We start from the raw sequence: 18,910 nt of genomic DNA, 5'->3' as shown, positions 1-18,910 counted from the left end.
GGCCGCCGGTCGGCTCGCCGTCGGCCGGCCGCGCCGGTCAGCTCCCGGCGGCCGGCGGCGGCGCGGCGCCTCGCAGCACCAGCGCGCTGTTGAACCCGTCGAACCCGCGCGCGCCGACGAGCGCGATCCGGCTGCGCGGTGCGCGGGGCTCGCGCAGGAACGTCAGCTCGCATCCGGGCGCCGGCTCCTCCGGGCCGGCGGAGACCGGCAGCACGCCACGGGAGAACGCGAGCAACGCGGTGGCCGCGTCCAACGCCGACGAACCCTGGTGGGCGCGGCCGGTCAGCGGCTTCTGCGTGGTCACCGGCGGGGTCCGGTCGCCGAACACGGCACGCAACGCGCTCGCCTCGGCCCGGTCGTACGCCGGCACGCCGAGCGCGTCCGGCCAGATCACGTCCACGTCGTGCGGGCGGACCGCGGCCCGGTCCAGGGCCAGCTTCACCGCGCGGGCATAGTGCGTCGGGTCCGGCCCGTGCTCCGGGTCGGTGGGTGCGGCGTCGTGGGTGGCCGCCCAGCCGGTGATCTCCCCGTAGATGCGGGCGCCCCGGCCCAGCGCGTGCGCCAGGTCCTCCACCACGAACACCGCGCCCCCCTCTGCCGGCACGTAACCGCTGGCCGCGACGTCGAACGGCCGGTACGCACGCTGCGGGTCGGCGACGTCGCTGAGCAGCCCGGAGCGGAGCTGGCAGGCCAGCGCGTACGGGCTGAGCGGGCACTCGGTGGCCCCGGCGATCACCACCGGGGTGCCCCGCCGCACGGTGCGCACCGCGTGCGCCAGGCTGTCCAGCCCGCCGGCCGACTCGGACACGGTCACCCCGGACGGGCCCTTGAACTGGTGCCGGATCGACAACTGGCCGACGCTCGCCGCGTAGAACCAGGCGATCGACTGGTACGCCCCGACGGTGCGGGTCGGCCCGCCCCAGAGCCGTTGCAGCTCCCGCTGCCCGAACAGGTTGCCGCCGGAGGAACTGGCCAGCGTCACCGCCCACCGGTACGGGTCGGGCGAGACGTCCGCCAGCCCGGCGTCGGCCAGCGCCAGCCGGGTGGCGGCGAAGCCGAGGTGGCTCCACCTGTCGGTCTGCACCCGCTGCCGGGCGTCGACGAACCCGGCCGGGTCGAAGTCGGCCACCTCGCCGGCCACCCGGGTCGGGTAGGACGCCGGGTCGAACAGCGTGATCTGCCCGGTGCGCCGGGTCCCGGCCGCCACGGTGGCCCAGTGCGCGTCCGCGCCGACGCCGCTGGGCGCGACCACGCCGATGCCGGTCACCACCGCCCGCGCGGTCATGCCGGCATCCCGGCGAGCCGGCGGAACACCATCGCGGACTGGAAGCCGCCGAAGCCGCTGCCCACCGAGAGCGCCACGTCCACCGGCACCTCGCGGGCCTCGTTCGGCACGTAGTCCAGGTCGCACTCCGGGTCCCGGGTGGTCCAGTTGGCGGTCGGCGGGACCACGCCGTACTCGATGGCCAGCGCGCAGGCGGCCATCTCGATCGAGCCGATCGCGCCCAGCGAGTGCCCGACCATCGACTTGATCGAGCTGATCGGCACCCGGTACGCGGCCGGGCCGAGGGCCCGCTTGAACGCCGCGGTCTCGTGTCGGTCGTTCTGCCGGGTGCCGGAGCCGTGCGCGCTGACGTACGACACGGCGGACGGGGCGAGCCGGGCCTGGCGCAGCGCGTCGGTGATGGCCACCGCCATCTCCGCGCCGTCCGGCCGCAGGCCGGTCATGTGGAAGCCGTTGCTGCGGCTGGCGTAGCCGGCGACCTCGCAGTAGACGTGCGCGCCCCGGCGGCGGGCGTGCTCGGCCTCCTCCAGCACCAGCACCGCCGCGCCCTCGGCGAGCACGAAGCCGTGCCGGTCGGCGTCGAACGGCCGGGACGCGTGCTCCGGGTCGTCGTTGTCTCCGCTGGTGGCCCCGATGGCGTCGAACGAGGCGACGGTGACCGGGGAGATCGGCGAGTCGGCGGCCCCGGCCAGCACGATGTCGGCCTCGCCGTCGGCGACGAGCTGGTGGGCGTACCCGATCGCGTCGATGCCGGAGGTGCAGCCGGTGGAGACCACCTGGGCCGGGCCGTGCAGGCCGTGCCGGCAGGCCACGTCCGCGGCCAGGCTGCTCGGCACCAGCGCCTGGTAGAGGTACGGGCCGCCGAGGGTGTGGTCGACCAGCCAGTGCCGGCCGGAGTCGCTGACCCGGACGTACTCCTGTTCCAGCGCCATGGTGCCGCCGACGGCGGTGCCCAGCACCACGCCGGCCCGCTCCCGCTCGGCGTCGGTGAGCGTCAGCCCGCTGTCGGCGAGCGCCTCGGCGGAGCAGGCGAGCGCGAACTGCACGTACCTGTCGGCGCGCTGCCGCTCGGCCAGGGTGATCCCGGCGGCGTCCGGGTCGAAGTCGCACTCGGCGGCGATCTGCGAGCGGAACGGCGACGGGTCGAAGAAGCTGATCCGCCGGGTGGCGGTCCGCCCCTCGGTGATCGTCTTCCAGAACCGGTCCCGGGTGGCGCCGCCGGGGGCCACCACCCCGACCCCGGTGACCACGGTGCGCCGGCCGGTCACGACGGCTCCCGTGGCGGTGGGGCGGCGCTCTCGGTGTCGACGTGGCCGAGTTCCGGGCGGGGCGCGAGCGGGCCGAGGTGGAAGACCACCTCGGCGGGCTCGTCGCCGGTGTTGCGCAGCCGGTGCCGGACGTCCTTCGGCACGTACAGCGCCTCGCCGGCGGCCACCGGGACCGGCTGGTCGTCCAGGTCGACGGTGATGGCGCCGCGCGCCACGTAGAGGAACTCCTCGCTGTACGGGTGGTAGTGCTCGGCGATCCGCTCCCCCGGCGCGAGCGTGGCCACCCCCATGAAACCGGAGGTGCTGCCGACGGTCTTCGGGCCGAGCAGCACCCGCAGCTCCCCACCGCGCCGCCGGTCGGCGGGGACGTCGCGCGCGGAGACCCGGGCCGTGGTGGTGTCGGTCATCGCGCCGCCCCCTCGATCTTTTCCTTGATCACGGCGAGCTGGATCGCGCTGTTGGTGTTGATCCGCTCGGTCATGCCGGCGTTGTCGAGCGGCGCCCCGGGTTTCATGGCGAAGTCCTGGATCCAGGTCATCCGGGTGCCGCCGGGGATCTCCTCGTAGCGCCAGTGGATGCGCATGTACTCGAACGGGCCGGTCTCCACCCGCCGGGCGTGCACCTGCCGGGTGACCGGGTCGGCGGTGCGTTCGCTGACCCAGCTCCACGCCACCCCGTTCTCGTCCGGATGCATGGTGAGCCGGAAGCGGACCGTGTCACCGTCGCGGTGCAGGATCTCGGCCACCGCGTACTCGGTGAACAGCTCGGTCCACCGGGCCACATCGTTGGTGACGTCCCAGACCAGTGGCAGCGGCGCGGCGATGTCCACCGCGTTCTCGGTGTGCCCGGGCGGGTCCGCCCGGCGGGCGACCAGGTCGGCGACGCCGGCGATGCTGAGCCCGCCGGCCTGCTCGGGGATCTTCACCCGGTACCGGTCGGCCACGACCGCGGCGAGTTCGAGCAGCGCCAGCGAATCCATGCCCAGCTCCTCCAGGCTGGCCGCCGGCGCGCCGGCGGCGGCGTCCGGGTCCAGGCCGCAGTGCGTCACCAGGATCTCGGTGATCTCGCTGGTCAGCGGGCGGTCGGGGGCGAGGGTCATCGGTTCCTCCAGGTGGTCGGGCCGGCGGCAGGCACGGCGGGAGCGGGGGTACGGGCAGCCGGGTCGGCCTCGGCGCGCGGGTCGGGCACGGTGCGCCCGGCTTCCGGGCGCGGGTCGGCCTCGGGGTACGGGACGGTTTCGGGGTGCGGGACGGCCTCGGCGTGCGGGACGGTTTCGGCGTGCGGGACGGTTTCGGGGCGCGGGGCGAGCAGGTGCTCGACCAGCGCGGTGGTGTGCCGGGCGGCCCGGAACGCGGGGTCGCGCAACACCCGCCGGGCGAACGGGATGGTGGTGCGGACCCCGGGGCCGGCCACGTCGAACTCGGCCAGGGCCCGGTCGAGCCGGTCCAGCGCGGCGTCGCGGTCCGGCGCCCAGACCGCCACCTTGGCCAGCAGCGAGTCGTAGTGCGGGCTGACCAGGTAGCCGACGTGGCCGTGCGTGTCGACCCGGGTGAACGGGCCGCCGGGCGGCCGGAACCGGTCCAGCCGGCCGGGCGCGGGCGCGAAGTCGCGGTCCGGGTCCTCCACGTTGACCCGGCACTCGATCGCCACCCCGTGCAGCCGCACGTCGGACTGCCGCAGGCGCAGCGGCGTGCCGGCGGCGACGTGGAGCTGTTCCCGCACCAGGTCGATGCCGGTGACCATCTCGGTGACCGGGTGCTCCACCTGGATCCGGCAGTTGATCTCCAGGAAGTGGGCGCGTTCCGCGTCGTCGACCAGGAACTCGACGGTGCCGACGCCGGTGAAGCCGACCGACAGCGCGCCGCGCAGGGCCACCTCGGCGAGCGTGTCCAGGGTGGCCGGTCGCAGCGCCGGCGCGGGCGCCTCCTCGATGAGCTTCTGGTGCCGGCGCTGCACCGAGCAGTCCCGGGTGCCCAGGTGCACACCGTTGCCCTGGTCGTCGCAGAGCACCTGCACCTCGACGTGGCGGGCGTCGGCGAGGTAGCGCTCGACGTACACCCGGTCGTCGCCGAAGGCGACCTGCGCGGCGGCGCGGGTACGGGCGTACGCGCGGGGCAGCTCGGCGGCGGAGCGCACCACTGTCATCCCGCGCCCGCCCCCGCCGGCCGCGGCCTTGACGATCACCGGGTAGCCGACCTCGGCGGCCACCTCCTGGGCGTCGGACACGGTCGGCGACGTCCGCACGCTGCCCGGCGGCAGCGGCAGCCCGGCCCGGCTCATCAACGCCCGGGCGGTGGACTTGTCCGCGAGCGCGGCCATCACCTGCGGCGGCGGGCCGACGAAGACGAGCCCGTTCTCGGCGCAGATCTCGGCGAAGTCGGCGTCCTCGGAGAGGAAGCCGTAACCGGGGTGCACCGCCTGGGCGCCGGTCTGCCGGGCCGCCTCGACGATCGCCGCGGCGTTGAGGTAGCTGCGGCGGCTGGCCGCCGGACCGATCCGGACCGCCTCGTCGGCCAGCCGCACCGGCAGCGAGTCGGCGTCGGCGCTGGAGTGCACCACCACCGTCCGCACGCCGAGTTCCCGGCAGGCCCGCAGCACCCGAAGCGCGATCTCGCCCCGGTTGGCGATCAGCACCTTCTCGAACATCAGGCGTCCGCTCCGGCGACCGGGTCCAGCGCGATCAGCGGCTGGTCGTACTCGACCGGCTTGCCGTCTTCGACCAGCACCTCGACCACCCGGCCGGCCTGGCCGGCGGTCACCTCGTTCATCAGCTTCATCGCCTCCACGACGCCGATCACCTGGCCCGGCCGGACCAGGTCGCCGACCGCGACGAACGGTGCGGCGCCCGGCTCCGGGGCCCGGTAGAACGTGCCCACCACCGGTGAGCGCACGGTCGGCCGGTCGGCTGCGGGCGCCGGGTCCGAGTCGGCCCGCGTCACCGGCTCGCCGTCGGGCGGGTGCCCGGCACGCGGCGCCGGCACCGGGTCGTGCCACTCCACCTCCAGCGCGGCGTCACCGCTGCGCAGCCGCACCCGGCGGACCGGGCCGGCCAGGTCGGCGACCAGCCGGTGGGCCTGTCGGCGCAGCCCGTCCAGCAGCTGCTCGGCCTCGCCGTCCGCCATCACGCCACCTCCGTCCGGCCGCCGGCCGACGCGCCCCCGCCCGGCTCGGCGGCGACGCGGCCCGCCACCGGTCCCGGTGAGGGGCCGACGGAGCGGGCCGCCACCGTCGCAGCCGGCGCACCGGCCGCCGCTCCCCCGGCCGACGGGCCGGCGGAGCGCGCCGCGCCGAAGCGACGGAAGCGCTGGCGGCGGCGGCGCACCAGGGTGGCCGGGGGGACCGTGAGCAGCGGGGCGAGGTTCGCCGCGACCGCCCGGCCCAGCAGCTCCGCAGCGCCCACCGGGTCGCCGTGTGCCGCCGGGTGCGGCTCCGGCACCAGTTCGTCGACCACGCCGAGCCGGCACAGGTCGGCGCCGGTCAGCCGCAACGCGCGGGCGGCCTGCGGTGCGGCCGAGCTGTCCGGCCACAGGATCGCGGCGCAGCCCTCCGGGCTGATCACCGAGTAGACGGCGTGCTCCAGCATGAGCACCCGGTCGGCGACGGCCAGGGCCAGCGCGCCGCCGCTGCCGCCCTCCCCGGTGACCACCGCCACCACCGGCGTGGGCAGCACGCTCAGCGCGAGGATGTTCTCCGCGATCGCCGCGGCCTGACCCTGCTGCTCGGCGGTCACCCCCGGGTCGGCGCCCGGGGTGTCCACGAGCGTCACCACCGGCAGCCGGAGCCGGGCCGCGAGGCGCATCAGCCGCAGCGCCTTGCGGTGCCCGGCCGGGGAGGCCATGCCGAAGTTGCGGGCCACCAGCTCGGCGGTGGTGTGCCCCTTCTGGTGGCCGATCACCATCACCGGCCGCCCGTCGAGGCGGGCCACGCCACCGACGATCGCCGGGCAGTCCGCGCCGAGCCGGTCGCCGTGCAGCTCGACGAAACCGTCGAACGCGGTCTCCAGATAGTCCAACGTGGTCGGTCGGCCGGGGTGCCGGGCGGTGCGTACCGTCTCCCAGGGGTCGCGGGCCGGGCGCGCGGCGGCGGGAGACACGGCGGCGGACGGGCGCGGCGCCGGCCCGGTGGCCGGCGGACGGCGGCCGGCCTCGGCGGCGGCGAGCAGCGCGGCCAGCCGGCCCCGCAGGGCGTGCCGGGGCACCACCAGGTCGACCTGCCCGTGCCGCAGCAGATACTCCGCGGTCTGGAACCCGTCCGGCAGCGCCGCGCCGGTGACCTGCCGGATCACCCGGGGGCCGGCGAAGCCCAGCCGGGCGCCGCTCTCGGCCAGCACCACGTCGGTGTTGGTGGCGAACGACGCGGCCACCCCGCCGTACGTCGGGTCGGTGACCACGCTGACCGTGAGCAGACCCGCCTCGCGCAGCCCCGCGAGGGCCTGGCTGACGGTGGCCATCTGCATCAACGACAGCGCGCCCTCCTGCATCCGCGCCCCGCCCGACGCGGTGACCAGCACCAGCGGGATGCCGTCGGCGAGCGCCCGTTCGGCGGTGCGGGTGATCAGCTCGCCGACCGCGCAGCCGAGGCTGCCGCCCAGGAAGCGGAAGTCCATCACCGCCAGCGCGACCGGGTGGCCGCCCAGCCGGGCGGTGCCGCAGACCACCGCCTCGTCCAGGCCGGTGCCGGCGCGGGCGGCGCCGAGCCGGTGCGGATAGGGCAGCGCGTCGACGAAGCCGATCGGGTCGACCCGGACCGCCTGGTCGGGCAGTGGGGCGAACGAGTCCGGGTCGACCAGTTGCGCCACCCGCTCCGGCGCGTCCAACCGGGCGTGCGAGCCGCACTCCGGGCAGACGTCCAGGTTGCGGCGTAGCCGCTTGCGGTAGAGCAGCGAGGCGCAACCGTCGCACCGCGACCAGAGCTGCTCGTCGCGGGGCGCGGTGGTGGTCACGGCCGCCGCCCGGCGGCGTCGTGCGGGTTCGCCTGGCGGCCCGGGGCGTCGTACCGGTAGAAGCAGTGGGCCATGGCGTCGCGGGGCGAGCGCCAGGTCGCCAGGTACGGCGAGACGTACGGCCGCAGCCGCTCGCTGATCCGCACGAACTCGGGGTGCCCGCGGGCGTCCTCGACCGCCCCCTCGGTCGGTGACTCCGTCTCCAGCAGGTGCACGTAGAGGTCGTGCAGCCGGTAGAGGGCGCGGTGGCGCACGCCGACCAGGCCGGGCAGCTCGGTCGCGTCGGACTCGGCGAAGATCTCGGCGACCCGGTCCTCGGCGGTGGGCACCACCTTGGCGACGATGAGCGAACGGTCCATCCGCGGCCTCCCCTGGTACGTCCCGGTGCGCGGCGGATCGGTCACGCCGCACGGATGGCTCACGGTGCCGCCGGCGGCGTCAACCCGGCGTCAACCGGCCACCACCACCGGCCCGCCAGGATGGTGACGCTGCGTTGACGCAAGCTGTGCGCGAGCTATGCGAAGATCCACTTCCGCTTTCCCGTTGACGACACTTTTTCGCAGATCACAGGGGACTTACGAATCCGCTACGGAGCGTCAACGGCAGCTGGGGACGTTGACTGAGAGTAACAGACGTTGATATTCTCCGTTCCGATCGACCCGGCCACGGCACACGTCCGACCACCGTGGTGGAGACGTTCCGACACCGGGGTCGAGGGCGAGAATCCGGGCAGACAGGACAGTCGGGACTCAGGTGCCCGGCGGTGGGGGGTGCGCCGTGTCCGGTGGATCGAGGATGCCGACGGCGGGAGACCACGCCCCCCGGGTGGCGCTGCACCTGCTCGGCGGTTTCCAACTGCTGCACGACGGCACGCCGGTGGTGGTGCCCCGCGGCCTGCAACGCGTCATCGCGCTGATCGGGCTGCGCCCGGGCGCCACCCGCAGCCACCTCGCCGGCCTGCTCTGGCCGGAGAACCCCGAGGAACGGGCGCTCTCCTCGCTGCGTACCGCGCTCTGGCGGCTGCGCCAGGACCCGTGCTGTCCGCTGCGCACCGACGGCGACACCGTCCGCCTCGACCCCACCGTCCACCTCGACACCGACGAACTGGTCGAGGCCGCCGCCCGGGTCCGCGAGGGCGCGGTCCCCCGCGGCGTCACCGGCGCCGGCCGGCACGACCTGCTCCCCGGCTGGTACGACGACTGGGTGCTGCTGGAACGGGAGCGACTGCGCCAACTGCGCCTGCACATGCTGGAGGAGTTGGCCGGCAACCACCTCGTCGCCGGGCGCCACGGCGAGGCCCTCGAAGCGGCGCTGGAGGCGATGGCGGCCGAGCCGCTGCGGGAGACCCCGCACCGCCTGGTCGTCCGCATCCACCTCGCCGAGGGCAACGCGTTCGAGGCGGTGCACTCCTTCTACGTCTACCGCGACCTGCTCCTGCGTGAGCTGCGCCTGGAACCGTCCCCGGCCATGACCGCCCTGCTCGACGACACCCTCGCCCCGATCCGCCGGGCCAGCCGCCCGGAGCCGCCGACACGCCGCGCCGGCCCGGCCACCGGCGCCGCGCCGCGCCGCCCGGCGCCGCATCCGCGCGGCGCGACCACGCCACCGCCATCAATGCCCAGGGGTACGCCGTGACGGCGAGGTGACACCCGCACCGCCACGGTGGAGGCACGACGACCGCCGCCGCCCGGCCCGGGGGCGACGCGGCGGCAGCGCGGCGGAAGGGGACTGCGATGAGTCGACTGTTGGTGGTCAGCCGGATCGTGCCCGGCTCGCAGGGCCGGGTGGCACAGATCTTCGCCGAGTCCGACGCGACCGAGCTGCCCCGGCTCACCGGCGTCCGGCACCGGTCGCTCTACTACCTGCACGACCTGTGCGTGCATCTGATGGAGACCGTCGACGTGGCGCCGGAGCTGGCCGCCGAGCTGCGCGACCACCCGCTCTACGCACACGTCAACGAACGGCTGTCCGCGCACACCGCGCCGTACCTGCCGACCTGGCACTCGCCCCGCGACGCCGTGGCCGGCTGCTTCTACAGCTGGGACTCCGCCGACACCCCCACGCCCGACCGGATCCGCTGACCGGCCACGGGCCACCGACGGGGGCGTCCCGGGACCGCGCACGGCACCAGGTCCCGGGACGCCCTCCCCCACCCACGGTCATCCTCCGGCCACCGGCCGGTCCCACCCGCACGTCCCACCGCCGACCTGCCTGTCGCCCCGCGCGCACGTGTGCGAAGCTGCCCCGAGCTTTCTCGTGACCGTCGTGCACGTACATAGAAGGAGGTTGGCCATGCCGTCGAGCTTCGGGCAGTGGCTGCTCGTGATCCTGGCCCTGCTCATCGGAGTCGGTGTCGGCTGGGTGGCGTTCGGCCGCCGGACCGGCGCCGGCGCGTCGACGCCCACCGTGGAGGGTGCCACCGCCCCGGCCACCGAGGTGACCGCCACCGTCGACGAACCGCACCCGGCAGCGGTGGTCGACGAGACGCCGGCGCCCGCCGCCGTGACCGACCGGCCGGCCCCGGCCGAGGTGGACACCGCCCCCGAGTCCGACCCCGCCACCGAGCCGGTCGTCGTCACCGCCGAGGCCGAGCCCGCTTCCGCGACCGAGCCGGCCGCCGCCGGTTCGACGGAGCCGGTCCTCGAGGCCGAGCCGACCACCACCGCAGAGCCCGTCGCCGCCGCTTCGGCGGAGCCGGTCGCCAGCACGGCCGAGCCCGTCGCCACCACGGCCGAGCCGGTCGCCACCACGGCCGAGCCGGTCGCCGCCACCGCCGAGCCGGAGCCGGCCACCAGGGCGGAGCCCGTCGCCGCCGGTTCGTCGCACCCGGCGCGGGCGGTCGACGCCGCCGAGCCGGCCGGCGCAGGGGCCGAGCCGGCCGCCGAGCCGCTGCCGGCCGCGCCGGCGACCGAGCGGGAGCCCGTGCCCGCCGGCGTGGTGGCGGAACCGGCCGACGCGACGCCCGCGCCCGCCGGCGCGGTGGCGGAACCGGCCGACGCGACGCCCGTACCCGCCGACGCGGTGGCGGAACCGGCCGACGCGACGCCCGCGCCCGTCGGCGCGGTGGCGGAACCGGCCACGTCGGCCGACAGCGAGCCGGCGGCCACGCCGGTCGTCCCGGCGCCCCGGACCTCGGCGGAGAACGCCGGCCCGGACGACTTCCGCCGCATCCAGGGCATCGGGCCGAAGCTGGCCGCCGCGCTCCAGGAGGCCGGCATCCGCACCTACCGGCAACTGGCCGACCTGGACGAGGCCGCGCTGCGGGAGACCGTGAAGGCCGCCGGCCTGCGCGCCGCGCCCGGCCTCGCCACCTGGCCGCAGCAGGCGAAGGTGCTGGCCGGCGCCCGGAGCGAGGCCGAGCAGGTGCTGCCGGCCGGCGCCGAGTAGCCCGTACCGCAGTCCGGGCCGGTGGCGACCGACGGTCGCCACCGGCCCGTCCCGTTCGCGGGCGTCGGAATGCCGAAAGGCCGACGGGCACGCGCGGGCGTGGCTACGGTCGGTGCAGGGGCGGGACGGCCTCACCGCACGATCCGCCACCGCAGGGAGCAGCTCGTGCCCACCGCGACACCGGACCCCGCCGGCCCGCGTCCCCCGGTCCGCGATCCCGAGGCGCCACGCCGGGTGACGCTGCTGGAGCTCTTCTTCGATCTGGTGTACGTGGTGGCGCTCGCCCTGGTCTCCCGCTACCTGATCGGCGGGGTCGGCTGGGAGCGCGCCGCCGAATCGCTGATCATGTTGATGGCCATCTGGTGGACGTGGGCGATCACCACGCTGGTCACCGATCTCTACGATCCGCAGCGCGCCGAGATCAAACTACTGGTGGTGGCGGTGATGTTCGGCGCGCTGCTGATGACCACCGCCATCCCGGAGGCGTTCGGCGCCCGTGGGCTGGTCTTCGCCGGCACGTACGTGGCGATCCATCTCGGACGCGGCCTGTTCCTCATGCCGGCGGTCCGGCGTCACCCGCAGACCCGCCGCCGGGCCATCCGGATCTTCGTCTGGTTCGCGGTGTCGGCGGTGCCCTGGCTGGTTGGGGCGGTCGCCGCGCACGACAACGCCCGGATGTGGTTCTGGGCCGGCGCGCTGGCCATCGACTATCTGGGGTTCCGGCTCGCCTACCCGGTGCCCGGCCTGGGCGCCGTGCCGGACGCCCAGCGCAACGTGACCGCCGAGCACCTCTCCGAGCGCTACCAGCAGTTCTTCATCATCGCGCTGGGCGACGCGGTACTGGTCTCCGGCACCGTGTTCAGCCTGCACCACTCCGAGGTGGAGAACATCGCCGCGTTCACCACCGCGTTCGGCACCACGCTGCTGCTCTGGCGCCTCTACGTGCACAAGTCCGGTGAGCTGCTGCCGGACGCCATCGCGCGGTCGAACCAGCCGAGCAAGTTCCTGAACACCGCCCCGTACACCCACCTGCTGATGGTGGCCGGGGTGGTGACCACCGCGGCCGGCTTCGACCTGGTGCTGCTGGAGCCGACCGGACACACCCCACCGGCCTGGCTGGCGGTCATCCTCGGCGGGCCGGCGCTGTTCCTGGCCGGCCGGGCGGCCTTCGAGTACGAGGTCTTCAGCCGGGTGTCGCCGTCGCGTCCCGGTGGCGTGCTGGCGCTGCTCTGCGTCGCACCGGCGCTGGTGTTCCTGGCGCCGGTGTACGCCTCCCTCGGGGCGATGCTGGTGCTGGCCGGGGTGGCCGCCGCCGACCACCGGCGCAGTCGGGGCCGTCCGCCCGAGGAGCCGATGCCACCGCACTGAGCCGCCGCCGGTAATCGGAATCGGCCGCGCCGCGGCGGTGCGCCGTTTGGCGGATCACCCGCGCGGGGTACATGCCCTCCACCTCGAATCCACCACAACCCCAGTGGAGGCAACTGATGCGCGGCACCTCGATATTCGGCGTCCTGGTCGTCATCTGGCTCATCATCGGCGCCATCGCGGCCGGGCAGCGCGGCTACTACGGCAACGACGAGACCAACTGCGCGGAGGCGGGCACGATCCTCGTCACCATCGTGGCCGGTCCGCTGAACTACATCGGCGCCAACCCGAAGATCGACTGCAAGCTGCCGGAGCCGTCCAAGTAGGCCGCCGCGCTCCGTACTCCCCGCACTTCCCCGGCCCGCGCCCGCCCAGCGAGCGCGGGCCGTTCCGTACCCGCGGTCTGGGGGTCACCACCCCTACAGCATCCTAGGAGGCTGGGTTTGCTGGTCCGGCCGGCGTGTTAAGCGGGGCCCCTTCCTCTACCGAATGCGTTAACAGGGGGCCCCGCCTTACCCCTCAACCACCCACGTGGATACCGGGCCGCCGGGTCGGGTCGGGCTCGGACTTGCGGATGATCTCGCGCACCACCGGCGGGGTGTCGCCGCGCCCCAGGATCAGGTAGCGCAGCAGGTGCGCGATCGGGTTCCCCTCCGACCACTCGAAGTGGCAGTGCGGCCGGACCCCGGTGGCATCGCGCAGCGCGAGCAGGATCGCCGCGATCGCGTTCGGCGCGGCCGGGCTGCGGGCCCGCAGGATCCGGTACTCGCCCACCTCCACCCCGTGCACCCGCAGCACGTCGCTGAACTGCGACGGGTCGCTGATGTCGATCTCCAGGAAGATCACGTCGGCGGCACCGGGCACCGGGTTCATCGACCGCTGGGCCCGCTCCTTGACCCGGTACTCCTTCACCGACCCGCTCTGCCGCTTGTTCGCGATCAGGTGCAGCCGCCCGTCCCGGGCGACGGACTCGTCGACGAACCGGCGGGCCGGCCCGTCGAACTCGATCCGCTCGGCGCGCAGCTCGGTGGTCCGGGTGACCCGGGAGATCAGCGAGACCGCGACGATCCCGGCGATGAAGAACCCGGAGATGGTGATGCCGTCCGGCTTCTCCACCACGTTCTCCGCGAGCGCGTACAGCAGCACGGCGGTGAGCAGCGCGAACCCGGCGGCGGCGACCCGGTGCCGGGCGCGCAGCGCCGAGATGGTCACCGCGATCGCGCCGGAGACCATCATCGCCAGGATGCCGGTGGCGTACGCCCCGGCCTGGGCGTTGACGTCGGCGCGGAACGCGACGGTGATGGCGATGCTGATCGCGGTGTAGACCAGCACCACCGGCCGCACCGCCCGGCCCCACTCCGGCGCCATCCCGTACGACGGCAGGTAGCGCGGCACGATGTTGATCAGCCCGGCCATCGCCGAGGCGCCGGCGAACCAGAGGATGAGCACGCTGCTGATGTCGTAGACGGTGCCGAAGGCCTCACCGAGGCGTTCGTGCGCCAGGTAGGCCAGCGCCCGGCCGTTGGCCGGCCCGCCGGGGGCGAACGCGTCCGGCGGGATCAGCACCGTGGTGACGAACGTGGTCGCCACCAGGTAGACCGACATGATCAGCGCGGCGGTGGTGAGCAGTCGCCGGGTGCTGCGGATCCGGGCGGCCAGCCGCCCTTCCGGGTCCTCGCCGTCGCCTCGGACCAGCGGCATCATGCTCACCCCGGTCTCGAAGCCGGACAGGCCCAGCACCAGCAGCGGGAAGGCGAGCACGCTGGTGGCCAGCACGTCGCCGGCGCCGCCGACCCGGGTCAGCCGGTCGGTCCAGTCGCCGAGCACCCCCGGGTCGGCGGCGACGTCGGCCAGCCCGGCGACCACCACCACCGCGTTCAACGCGAGGAAGACCGCCACCAGCGGGATGGCGACCTGCACGGCCTCGCTGAAGCCGAGCAGGAACACGCCGCCGAGCACCAGCAGCAGCACCACGGTGACGACCACCGCGGCGGTGGTGTCGTGCGGGAACGACCGGGGCAGGACCGGGTTCTCCAGCAGGTGCACGCTGGCGTCGGCGGCGGAGAGCGTGATCGTGATGATCCACGAGGTGGCCACGAAGCCGAGCAGCACCAGCACGAAGACCTTGCCCCGCCAGAACGGCAGCAGCCGCTCCAGCATCGCCACCGAGCCCTGCCCGTGCGGGCTCTCCCGGGCCACCCGCCGATACATGGGCAGCATCCCGAGCAGGGTCAGCGCCACGATGAGCAGGGTGGCCAGCGGGCTGAGCGCGCCGGCCGCGACGGCCGCGATGCCCGGCAGGTAGGACAGGGTGGAGAAGTAGTCGACCCCGGTCAGGCACATCACCTGCCACCACGGGTGCGCCCGGGTCTGGTGTTCCCGCACCTCCGGGCCGACCGGCTCGACCCGGTGCTGGAACAGCCACCGGTGCAGCCGGTCGGCGGGCACCGCCGGCCGGGCCGGCGTCTCCACCCGGTCCGGGAGCGCGCACGGTGCCCGGCCGGCCCCGTCGCCGGGCTCGCCGTGGCGACCGGCCCGGGCCGCGGCGGCGGCGTGCGCCTCGCGGCGCCGGTCCCGCGTACGCCGGGGCTGCTCCCCGTCCCGTGCCTGCGCCATGACCCGACGGTAGGCGGTAGCCGGGTCACGACCCGGCCGAATGCCGATCGAACCAGCGACGAGAGGGACGGCGTCCCCGTGTCCCGCGCCCGGACGGCGGGACACGGGGACCCCCCGTCCCGGCTACTGCAGGAACGCCCCCAGGGGCGACAGCAGCAGCCGGCCGAGCAGCGCGGCGTTGTCGTCCAGCCGCGTCCGCTCACACTCGCGGGCGTCCGGGTCGTGGCGGCAGCGCCAGATCTTCTGGGCGTTGCGCCAGGCCACGTTGCGGGTGTATTCCACCAGCTCGCCCTGGTACCAGTCGTCGATGTCGCCGTTGACCATGTCGATCATGAGTTGCCAGTGGTCCAGGTAGCCCCGCCGCAGCTCCGGGATCCGCTCCGCGAAGATCTTGTTGATCTCCAGGTAGTCGCGGTGCTGGTCGCTGCCGTCGACCGGCTCCGACTCCAGGCTCTCCAGCGTGGTCACCAACGCGAACGGCAGGTCGTAGTTGATGTGCGCGTTGACGCCCGCGGCGGCCGACGGCAGCGGTCGGGCGTCCGGGCCACGCATCCGCTTGAACAGGCAGGACCAGGCCCGCGGCGTGCTCGGGCTGGAGTCGGTCCAGAACCGCAGCGCCTCGAAGTAGCGGGCGGCGAAGTCCACGTCCAGCCGGGCCAGGAACGCCGGGTCGACGAACCGGTCCTCGTAGAGGCCGTCCAGCACGGTGCTGGTGATGACCAGGTAGAGCTTGTTGAAGTCGGCGAGCGGGCAGCTCGCCTCCAGCGGCGGGAGCCGGACCAGCAGGTCCTGCAGCTTCGTCAGATGGTCGACGACCGCCGGCACGTCGGCGGGGTGGTCGGCGAGCAACCCGACGATGTCCTGGTGCACGGGACCCCAGACCGGTTCGGTCATCTCTCCTCCACGATGGTCGGCGTCCCCCACGACGCCACCCGATTCCGCGGCACAGCCTGCCAGCCGGCCCCGGCGCCCCGGATCAGTAGAACGACGTATAACCGACGTACGTCTATTCCGGGCGGTTGCGCAGGAAGATCGCGCTGGCCTGCACCCGCGTGCGGACCTGGAGCTTGTCGAAGATGTGCGACACGTGCACGCCGATGGTCCGTTCGCTGATGAACAGCCGCTGGCCGATCTCCTTGTTCGTCAGCCCCTCGGCGACCGCGGCGAGCACCTCGCGCTCCCGCGCGGTCAGCACCGCCAGCTCGTCCACCGCCGGGGCCGCGGGCACCGCCGTCCGCGGCCGGGGCACCGGCCCGGCCGACGGCGCGTCGTCCAGGGTGACCCGGGCCCGGCCCGCCAGGGTACGGATCTCCGCGCTGAGCGGCACCGCGCCGAGCGACTGCGCCATCGCGTGGGCCTGGCGCAGCAGCTTGCCGGCGGTGGCCACCCGGCTGCGCCGGGCCAGCAGCGCCTCGGCCTGCCGCAACCGCGAGTACGCCGCCGGGTAGGGGTGGTTGCGCCGGTCCCACTCGGTGGCCGAGCGGGCCCACAGCTCGGGGTCGCCCCGGCCGTCGTCGAGCCGGCTCAGCTCGGCGTCGCAGAGCGCCAGGAAGCCGTCGGCCACGTAGCGCACCGGAGCACCGGCCTGGCCGCTCTTGCGGGTCACCCGGTCGACCGCCTCGCGCAGCCGGCGCACCGCGGTCGGGTCCACCTCGACGGTGCGGCTGGCCGTCGCCTCGGCCTCGGCGCGCAGCCCGTGCCAGGCCAGCGTGGCCAGCACGATCACGTCGTCCGAGCGACTCTCGGTCAGGCCCCGCTGGACGGCCTGTCGGGCCAGGTCGTGCCGGCCCTGCCACATGAACAGCCCGGCACGCAGGATCAGCATCGGCAGCACGTGCCGGGCACCGCCGCCGGCCAGCACCGTGGCGACCGCCTCCAGGTCCCGATCGGAGGCCTCGACGTCGCCGTAGCCGACGGAGAGCCGGCACCGGGCCAGCAGCAGCTCGACCGCGTCCGCGCCGGACGGCCGGTGCCGCAGCGCGGCGGCGACGACCTTCTCCGCCTCGGCCCACTGCCCCACCCGGAACAGCCCGTTCGTGGCGACCGCCAGCAGCCGGGTCTCCCAGGTGCGGCCGAGGCCCAGCTCGGCGACCCGCTCGGCGCCGCGGCGGGCCACCACCACCCCCTCCTCGAGGATGTTGAGCGGCCCGGTGAGCAGCTCGGCGAGGTGCAGGTAGGCGCAGGCCACGTCCTCCGGCCGACCGGAGCGTTCGGCGGTCTCCAGCGCCCGGCGCATCACCGCCAGCCCGGCGGTCGGATCCTCCAGGAACGCCTCGCTGAAGCCGAGCGCGGCGCTGGCCAGCACCACCTCGGAGGTGGAGCCGGGGACCTCGGCGGCCAGGTCGAGGGCCTCCCGCGCCTGGGCGCCGGCCTCGGCGTACCGGCCCAGGTGCAGCAGCAGCTCGGCCAGCCGGGCGGCGGCGGTGCACCGCTCGTGCGGCGTGCAGTCGGCCGAGGCGAGCACCCGCCGGTATTCCTCCTCGGCCGGGGCGGAACGGCCGGCGGAGGCCAGGTAGCGGGCCCGCCGGATGTGCAACGCGCAGGCCGGCGGGCCCGCCGGATCGGCGGACAGCTCCTCCAGCAGGGTCAGCGCCCGGGCGTGCTCTCCACTGTGGTGCGCGGCCTCGGCGGCGTGGCTGAGCAGTTCGACCCGGTCCACCTCGACCGGCTCGGGCGGCCGGCTGCCGTCCGGCGGCACCGGGGTCGGGGTGGCCGCCAGGGTCAACGCGGCGGACCAGTGGCGGTGCGCCTCGGCGTACCCGTGCAGCCGTTCCGCCTCGCGGGCGGCGGCCATCGTCGCGGGCAGCGCGCGGGCCGGCTCGCCGGCCTGCCGCCAGTGGTGGGCCAGCCGGGCCTGGTGCAGCTCGGCCGGGGCGGCGGTGAGCGCCTCGGCGTAGCGGCGGTGCAGCGCGGCCCGCTCGGCGGGCAGCAACTCGTGGGCCAGGATCTCGGCGACCAGCCGGTGCCGCAGCCGGTAGCCGTCGTCGGCGCCGACCAGCAGCCGGTGCGCCACCGCCTCGCGCACCGCGTCGAGAAGCTCGTCCTCCGGCAGCCGGACCACCTGGGCCAGCAGCCAGTGCTCGACCGGCTCGACGCCGGCCGCGACCGCCTGCACCACGGCGTGCGCGGGCTGCGGCAACGCGTCCACCCGGTCCAGGAAGACCTCGCGCAGCGTGTCGGAGAGGCCGTCGCGGCCGTCGCGCCGGTCGCGGGCCAGCTCCTCCACCACGAACGGGTTGCCGCCGCTGCGTTGCCACATCTGGTCGGCGGCCTCCGGCGGCAGCGGCGCGCCGGCGATCGCGGCGGCCAGCTCGTCGGTGCCGGCCCGGTCCAGCGGAAGCAGGTCCACCACCCGCACCGACCGCAGGCGGCGCAGTTCGGTGAGCACCCGGCGCAGCGGGTGCGCGCCGCGCAGCGACTCGGCGCGGATCGCGGCGAGCACGGACAGCTGCAGGTCGCCGAGGCCGGCGAGCAGATAGAGCAGGAGCTGGCGGGTGCTCCGGTCGACCCACTGCAGATCGTCGAGGACGAGCACCAGCGGCCGACCGCCGGCAACCAGGTGCAGCCCCTGGGCGACCCGTTCCAGCAGCGCGCCCGCGCCGTCCGGGCCCGGGGTCTCCTCGTCGAAGACCTGCAGCAGGCCACGGACCGCCGACGTGGTGCGCGCCTCGGCCTGGTCGGCGTCGAGCCGGCGCAGCGCCTGGCGCACCGGGTGCAGCGGCGAGGCGTCGCCGATGTCGAGGCAGGTGCCGGTGAGGACCAGGGCGCCGGCCTGCCGCAGGCGCTCACCCACCTCGCCGAGCAGCCGGGTCTTGCCCACCCCGCTCTCGCCGGTGAGGAACACCGCCGCGGTCTGCCCGGGAGCGACGTCGTCGAGCAGTGCCGACCGCAGCGTCGCCAGGGTCCCGGTGCGGCCGACGAGCGGTGCGGTGTCCGGGTCGCTGGCCATGGGACGCAGCCTAGTCACAGGTCCCCGCACCGTTCTACGGCCTCGGGGCCCCACTCGTACTCCTCGCGTCGACAAACCGACTAACGGTTGCGCGTGCC

15 protein-coding genes and 1 pseudogene are annotated in these 18,910 nt (G+C 75.1%); 5 read left to right on the top strand and 11 right to left on the bottom strand.

The genetic code is table 11. From position 1 onward, the window contains the following. Nucleotides 1–37: 37 nt before the first annotated feature. The 8 genes and pseudogenes from GA0070213_RS01820 to GA0070213_RS01785 all read right to left on the bottom strand — a co-directional run bounded on the left by GA0070213_RS01820 (nt 38) and on the right by GA0070213_RS01785 (nt 7,854). Nucleotides 38–1,285, bottom strand: coding sequence for a beta-ketoacyl synthase N-terminal-like domain-containing protein (locus GA0070213_RS01820; protein WP_091056024.1), 1,248 nt, complete (start codon nt 1,283–1,285; stop codon nt 38–40). Beyond that, nucleotides 1,282–2,553: a beta-ketoacyl-[acyl-carrier-protein] synthase family protein gene (locus GA0070213_RS01815; protein ID WP_091056021.1), complete on the bottom strand. Its 1,272-nt coding sequence runs from the start codon at nt 2,551–2,553 to the stop codon at nt 1,282–1,284. The genes GA0070213_RS01820 and GA0070213_RS01815 overlap by 4 nt, the downstream gene beginning before the upstream one ends. Next, entirely contained in the window at nt 2,550–2,960 is a 411-nt protein-coding gene (locus tag GA0070213_RS01810; protein WP_091056018.1) for a cupin domain-containing protein, read from the bottom strand. Before GA0070213_RS01810 ends, GA0070213_RS01815 begins: the two co-directional genes overlap by 4 nt. Next, nucleotides 2,957–3,652: an SRPBCC family protein gene (locus GA0070213_RS01805; protein ID WP_091056016.1), complete on the bottom strand. Its 696-nt coding sequence runs from the start codon at nt 3,650–3,652 to the stop codon at nt 2,957–2,959. The genes GA0070213_RS01810 and GA0070213_RS01805 overlap by 4 nt, the downstream gene beginning before the upstream one ends. Further along, nucleotides 3,649–5,199 (bottom strand): acetyl-CoA carboxylase biotin carboxylase subunit, encoded by a 1,551-nt coding sequence (locus tag GA0070213_RS01800; RefSeq protein WP_091056014.1) that lies wholly within the window; start codon nt 5,197–5,199, stop codon nt 3,649–3,651. The genes GA0070213_RS01805 and GA0070213_RS01800 overlap by 4 nt, the downstream gene beginning before the upstream one ends. After that, on the bottom strand, nt 5,199–5,675 hold the full coding sequence (gene accB / locus GA0070213_RS01795) for an acetyl-CoA carboxylase biotin carboxyl carrier protein (protein WP_091056011.1): 477 nt from the start codon (nt 5,673–5,675) through the stop codon (nt 5,199–5,201). Before accB ends, GA0070213_RS01800 begins: the two co-directional genes overlap by 1 nt. A 128-nt stretch (nt 5,676–5,803) precedes the next feature. After that, nucleotides 5,804–7,495, bottom strand: a pseudogene (locus GA0070213_RS01790) (acetyl-CoA carboxylase carboxyltransferase subunit alpha); the annotation flags it as partial. Further along, entirely contained in the window at nt 7,492–7,854 is a 363-nt protein-coding gene (locus tag GA0070213_RS01785; RefSeq protein WP_091056009.1) for a TcmI family type II polyketide cyclase, read from the bottom strand. The pseudogene GA0070213_RS01790 and the gene GA0070213_RS01785, both read right to left, overlap by 4 nt. Before the next feature lie 436 nt (nt 7,855–8,290). On the opposite strand from GA0070213_RS01785, the gene GA0070213_RS01780 reads away from it, so the two are divergent. From GA0070213_RS01780 to GA0070213_RS01760, 5 genes are all read left to right on the top strand, one after another. Then, on the top strand, nt 8,291–9,130 hold the full coding sequence (locus GA0070213_RS01780) for an AfsR/SARP family transcriptional regulator (RefSeq protein WP_091056006.1): 840 nt from the start codon (nt 8,291–8,293) through the stop codon (nt 9,128–9,130). 98 nt (nt 9,131–9,228) lie between these two features. Further along, a complete protein-coding gene (locus GA0070213_RS01775) occupies nt 9,229–9,576 on the top strand; it encodes a TcmI family type II polyketide cyclase (protein ID WP_091056003.1) in 348 nt (115 codons plus the stop codon). A gap of 211 nt (nt 9,577–9,787) precedes the next feature. Then, complete coding sequence (locus tag GA0070213_RS01770) at nt 9,788–10,882, top strand: helix-hairpin-helix domain-containing protein (RefSeq protein ID WP_091056000.1); 1,095 nt, start codon at nt 9,788–9,790, stop codon at nt 10,880–10,882. Between the two features lie 165 nt (nt 10,883–11,047). Beyond that, nucleotides 11,048–12,250, top strand: coding sequence for a low temperature requirement protein A (locus tag GA0070213_RS01765; protein WP_091055997.1), 1,203 nt, complete (start codon nt 11,048–11,050; stop codon nt 12,248–12,250). 116 nt (nt 12,251–12,366) lie between these two features. Continuing rightward, nucleotides 12,367–12,573, top strand: a complete 207-nt coding sequence (locus GA0070213_RS01760; protein WP_091055994.1) for a hypothetical protein — start codon at nt 12,367–12,369, stop codon at nt 12,571–12,573. A 193-nt stretch (nt 12,574–12,766) separates the two neighbouring features. Here GA0070213_RS01760 and GA0070213_RS01755 read toward each other — a convergent pair whose 3' ends face one another. From GA0070213_RS01755 to GA0070213_RS01745, 3 genes are all read right to left on the bottom strand, one after another. Then, on the bottom strand, nt 12,767–14,863 hold the full coding sequence (locus GA0070213_RS01755) for an APC family permease (RefSeq protein ID WP_091055991.1): 2,097 nt from the start codon (nt 14,861–14,863) through the stop codon (nt 12,767–12,769). A 123-nt stretch (nt 14,864–14,986) separates the two neighbouring features. Next, nucleotides 14,987–15,757, bottom strand: a complete 771-nt coding sequence (locus GA0070213_RS01750; RefSeq protein ID WP_091055989.1) for a DUF5995 family protein — start codon at nt 15,755–15,757, stop codon at nt 14,987–14,989. Nucleotides 15,758–15,869: 112 nt separating this feature from the next. Then, on the bottom strand, nt 15,870–18,812 hold the full coding sequence (locus tag GA0070213_RS01745) for a helix-turn-helix transcriptional regulator (RefSeq protein ID WP_091055985.1): 2,943 nt from the start codon (nt 18,810–18,812) through the stop codon (nt 15,870–15,872). Nucleotides 18,813–18,910 lie beyond the last annotated feature (98 nt).

The sequence above is a fragment of the Micromonospora humi genome, from assembly GCF_900090105.1.
Lineage (GTDB): Bacteria > Actinomycetota > Actinomycetes > Mycobacteriales > Micromonosporaceae > Micromonospora > Micromonospora humi.
The sequence above is the reverse complement of the archived record's forward strand: the minus strand, read 5'-3'. Positions and strand labels throughout refer to the sequence as shown.

Bases quoted from the DNA above. Each gene is read 5' to 3' on its own strand.
- GA0070213_RS01800 (WP_091056014.1), bottom strand. From the start codon at position 5,199: ATGTTCGAGAAGGTGCTGATCGCCAACCGGGGCGAGATCGCGCTTCGG.
- GA0070213_RS01770 (WP_091056000.1), top strand. From the start codon at position 9,788: ATGCCGTCGAGCTTCGGGCAGTGGCTGCTCGTGATCCTGGCCCTGCTC.
- GA0070213_RS01745 (WP_091055985.1), bottom strand. From the start codon at position 18,812: ATGGCCAGCGACCCGGACACCGCACCGCTCGTCGGCCGCACCGGGACC.
- GA0070213_RS01785 (WP_091056009.1), bottom strand. From the start codon at position 7,854: ATGGACCGTTCGCTCATCGTCGCCAAGGTGGTGCCCACCGCCGAGGAC.
- GA0070213_RS01780 (WP_091056006.1), top strand. From the start codon at position 8,291: ATGCCGACGGCGGGAGACCACGCCCCCCGGGTGGCGCTGCACCTGCTC.
- GA0070213_RS01760 (WP_091055994.1), top strand. From the start codon at position 12,367: ATGCGCGGCACCTCGATATTCGGCGTCCTGGTCGTCATCTGGCTCATC.
- GA0070213_RS01755 (WP_091055991.1), bottom strand. From the start codon at position 14,863: ATGGCGCAGGCACGGGACGGGGAGCAGCCCCGGCGTACGCGGGACCGG.
- GA0070213_RS01805 (WP_091056016.1), bottom strand. From the start codon at position 3,652: ATGACCCTCGCCCCCGACCGCCCGCTGACCAGCGAGATCACCGAGATC.
- GA0070213_RS01820 (WP_091056024.1), bottom strand. From the start codon at position 1,285: ATGACCGCGCGGGCGGTGGTGACCGGCATCGGCGTGGTCGCGCCCAGC.
- GA0070213_RS01750 (WP_091055989.1), bottom strand. From the start codon at position 15,757: ATGACCGAACCGGTCTGGGGTCCCGTGCACCAGGACATCGTCGGGTTG.
- accB (WP_091056011.1), bottom strand. From the start codon at position 5,675: ATGGCGGACGGCGAGGCCGAGCAGCTGCTGGACGGGCTGCGCCGACAG.
- GA0070213_RS01775 (WP_091056003.1), top strand. From the start codon at position 9,229: ATGAGTCGACTGTTGGTGGTCAGCCGGATCGTGCCCGGCTCGCAGGGC.
- GA0070213_RS01810 (WP_091056018.1), bottom strand. From the start codon at position 2,960: ATGACCGACACCACCACGGCCCGGGTCTCCGCGCGCGACGTCCCCGCC.